This is a genomic window from Myxococcus qinghaiensis, from assembly GCF_024198215.1.
Taxonomy (GTDB): Bacteria; Myxococcota; Myxococcia; order Myxococcales; family Myxococcaceae; genus Myxococcus; species Myxococcus qinghaiensis.
Genome location: NZ_JAKCFA010000061.1, coordinates 1 through 4,141, shown reverse-complemented (window position 1 = coordinate 4,141; position 4,141 = coordinate 1). Strand labels below are relative to the sequence as shown.

1 protein-coding gene is annotated in these 4,141 nt (G+C 70.2%); it reads left to right on the top strand.

The genetic code is table 11. From position 1 onward, the window contains the following. The coding region (locus LZ199_RS45715; protein ID WP_254000151.1) for an amino acid adenylation domain-containing protein at window positions 1–4,141 on the top strand (4,141 nt) is incomplete at both ends.

Sequence of the window (4,141 nt, the reverse complement as noted above, 5' to 3'; positions counted from 1 at the left end):
CCTCCGTGCCCGGCGCTCGCCTCTACCGCACCGGTGACAAGGCGCGTTGGCTGGCCCACGGCCACCTCGAGTACCTCGGCCGCATCGACTTCCAGGTGAAGCTGCGCGGCTTCCGCATTGAGTTGGGTGAAGTCGAGGCCGCTCTCGAGGCCCTTCCCTCCGTCCACCACGCCGCCGCCCTCGTCCGCGAGGACGTCCCGGGCCTCAAGCGCCTCGTCGCCTACGTCACCCCGGCCTCCGTCGACGCCTCGGCCCTGCGCGCGGAGCTGCTGCTCCACCTCCCCGAGTACATGGTGCCCTCGGCCTTCGTCGCCCTGGACGCCCTGCCCATCAACACCCACGGCAAGCTCGACAGGAAGGCCCTCCCGGCGCCCGACTCCGGCCCCACCGACTCCTTCGTCGCTCCTCGCAACCCCACCGAGACTCGCCTCGCCGCCATCTGGGCCGAGGTCCTCCACCTCGACTCCGTCAGCGTCACCGACGACTTCTTCTCCCTTGGCGGCCACTCCCTGCTCGCCACCCAGGTCGTCTCTCGCGTCCGCAAGGCCTTCGACGTCGAGTTGCCCCTGCGCGCGCTCTTCGAGGCGCCGACCGTCGCCACACTCGCCGCTCGCGTCGAGGCCGTGGGTCGCGCGGAGTCCCTCGCGCCGCCCATCGTCCCCGTGCCCCGAGATGGCTTGGTGCCGCTGTCCTTCGCGCAGCAGCGCCTGTGGTTCATCGACCAGTTCCAGCCCGGCGGCGCCGCCTACCACATGCCGTCCTTCGTGCGCATGGAGGGACCGCTCGACACGGCGGCGCTCCAGCGGGCCTTCGACGAGCTGGTGCGGCGTCACGAAGCGCTGCGCACCACATTCTTCCAGCAGGACGACCAGCCCTACCAGCGCATCGCGCCGCACGGCGAGCTGCGCCTCGTGCGGGTGGACCTCCGGAACCTGGAGCCCTCCGCCGCGCGAGACGAAGTGAAGCGGCTGCTCCTCGAGGAGCTCGCCCGCCCCTTCAATCTCTCCACGGGACCGCTCATCCGCGCGCAACTGCTGGAGCTGTCCGCGACCGAGCACGTGCTCGCGCTCAACATGCACCACATCGTCTCCGATGGTTGGTCCATGAGCGTGCTCGTGCAGGAGGTCGCCGCGCTCTATGACGCCTTCGCCCATGGCAGGCCGTCACCGCTTCCAGCGCTCGGCATCCAGTACGCCGACTACTCCGTCTGGCAGCGCGCCTGGTTCCAGGGGGATGTGACCGAACGTCAGCTCACCTTCTGGCACAACCAGCTCTCCGGCGTCGCGCCGCTGGAGCTGGCCATCGACAAGCCGCGTCCTCCCGTCATGTCCTCGCGCGGTGGCAACGTCGGAGTGTTCCTCCCCGCCGCCACCGCCGAGAAGCTCAAGGCGCTCTGCCAGCAGGAGGGCGCCACGCCCTTCATGGCGCTGCTCGCGGCGTGGCAGGTGCTCCTCTCACGCTACTCAGGGCAGGATGACCTCACCGTCGGCTCCCCCATCGCGGGTCGCCAGCGCGCGGAGCTCGAAGGCCTCATCGGCTTCTTCGTCAACACGCTCGTCTTCCGGGCGCGCATCGATGGACGGGCCTCCTTCCAGCACCTGCTGCGACAGGTGAAGGAGACCGCGCTCGGCGCCTACGAGCACCAGGACATGCCCTTCGAGCGATTGGTCGAGGTGCTCCAGCCGGCGCGTGACTTGAGCCGCAGCCCGCTGTTCCAGGTCCTCTTCTCCCTCCAGAACACGCCCGTCTCCGCCATCCAGAAGCAGGAGCTGACGCTCAGCCCCGTCGACGTCGACGACGTCACGTCCAAGTTCGAGCTCAACCTCAACCTCGTGGAGCTGCCGGACGGCTACGCGGGCTCGCTCGGCTACAACTCCGACCTGTTCGAGCACGCCACCGTCGAGCGGCTCGCCCTCCACTTCACCACCCTGGTCGAAGCGCTCGTCTCGCGTCCCCAGTCCCCCATCGCTTCCGTTTCGCTGCTGACCGAGCAGGAGCAGCGGCAGGTCCTCCTCGACTGGAACGCGACGGACACGGACGTCGCCACCGAGCCCTTCGTCCATCGCCTCGTCGAGCAGCAGGCCCGCCTCACGCCCGAGGCCCTCGCCGTCCTCTCCGATGACGAGTGGCTCTCCTACGGCCAGCTCGACGCGCGCGCCAATCAGCTCGCGCGGGTGCTGTCCTCGCGCGGCGTGCGTCCCGGCGACTTCGTGGCCCTGCTCACGCACCGCACGGCCCAGCTCCCTGTCGCCCTGCTCGCCATCCTCAAGGCGGGTGCCGCGTACCTGCCGCTCTCGCCCGACTACCCGCGTGAGCGCCTCGCGTTCATGGTGCGCGACAGCGGTGCGCGCCTCGTGCTGTCACAGGAGGCGCTCGTCTCGCTCCTGCCGGACGGACTGGACGTCATGTGCCTCGACTCCGCGTCGCACGCGGAGGCACTCTCCCACGCATTGACGGAGCCGCTCCCGTCGAAGCCGGAGCCCGAGGCGCCCGCGTACGTCATCTACACCTCCGGCTCCACGGGGCAGCCCAAGGGCGTCCTCATCCCCCACCGGGCGCTCGCCAACCACATGGCCTGGTTCCTCCGGGTCTTCCCGCTCACCACACAGGACAAGGTCCTGCTCAAGACGCCGCTCGCGTTCGACGCGTCCGTCTGGGAGTGCTGGGCGCCGCTCCTCGCTGGTGCGCCGCTCGTGCTCGCGCCCACCGACGCCCACCGCGACGCCGCGATGCTGCTCGACTGCGTCGTCCGGCACGGCATCACCGTCCTCCAGCTCGTGCCGTCCCTGCTGCGCTTCGTCCTCGACGAGCCCGCGCTGGCACGCGCCACGTCCCTGCGGTGGCTGTTCTGCGGTGGCGAGGCGCTCTCCGCCTCGCTCGCGTCCCTCGCCCGCGAGCGGCTCCCCCAGGCCCGCCTCGTCAACCTCTACGGCCCCACTGAAGTCACCATCGATTCGACCTTCACCGTCGTCGAGGCGGACACGGCGGGCGTCTCCATTCCCATTGGTCGCCCCGTCGCGAACACGCGGGCCTACGTGCTCGACGACACCCTACGGCCCGTCCCGCCGGGTGTGCCGGGAGAGTTGTTCCTGGGCGGTGCGCAGGTGGCGCTGGGCTACCTCGGCAGGCCCGCGCTCACCGCGGAGCGCTTCATCCCCGACCCGTTCGCCGCCACGCCCGGAGCGCGTCTGTATCGCACCGGGGACAAGGTCCGGTGGCAGGCGGAAGGGCGACTGGAGTACCTCGGCCGCACCGACTTCCAGGTGAAGCTGCGCGGTCTGCGCATCGAACTGGGAGAGATTGAAGCCGCCCTCCGCGCGCGGCCCGGTGTGAGCGACAGCATCGTCCTCGTTCGCGAGGACGTCCCCGGCCAGCACCGCCTCGTCGCCTATCTGGTCTCCGCGCAGCTCGACACGGACACGCTGCTCGCAGCGCTGCGGGAGCGGCTGCCCGAGTACATGCTGCCCACGGTCTTCGTGAGGCTGGATGCGCTGCCGCTGACGCCCAACGGCAAGGTCGACCGTCAGGCGCTCCCCGTTCCCGAGCAAGGCTCGGAAGACGTCCCCTTCGTCGCGCCTCGGAGCGCGGTCGAAGAGGCGCTCGCCGCCATCTGGGCGGAGGTGCTCCAACTCGCCAAGGTCAGCATCAACGACAACTTCTTCTCGCTCGGCGGCCACTCCCTGCTCGCCACGCAGGTGGTCTCCCGCGTGCGCAGGACACTGGACGTGGAGCTGCCGCTCCGCGCCCTCTTCGAGACGCCCACCATCGCCGCGCTCGCAACCCGTATCGGCGAGTCCGGAAGTACAGCTCCACGCGCCCGCGCGCCCGCCATCGTCCCGGTGCCGCGTACTGGCGAGCTGCCGCTGTCCTTCGCACAGCAGCGCCTGTGGCTCATTGACCAACTCGAGCCCGGGAGCCCCACCTACAACATCCCTCTCGCCCTGCTGATGCAAGGGCCGCTCGATGTGACCGCCCTCGAAGGCGCCTTCACCTCGCTCGCCGAGCGCCACGAGGCCCTGCGCACGACGTTCCTGACGCGTGACGGAGAGCCGTACCAGCACCTCCACGCGCCCGCGCCGGTGAGTGTGTCGCTGAGGGACCTCCAGTCCCTCCCCGAGGACACGAAGCTCGCCGAGGCCCA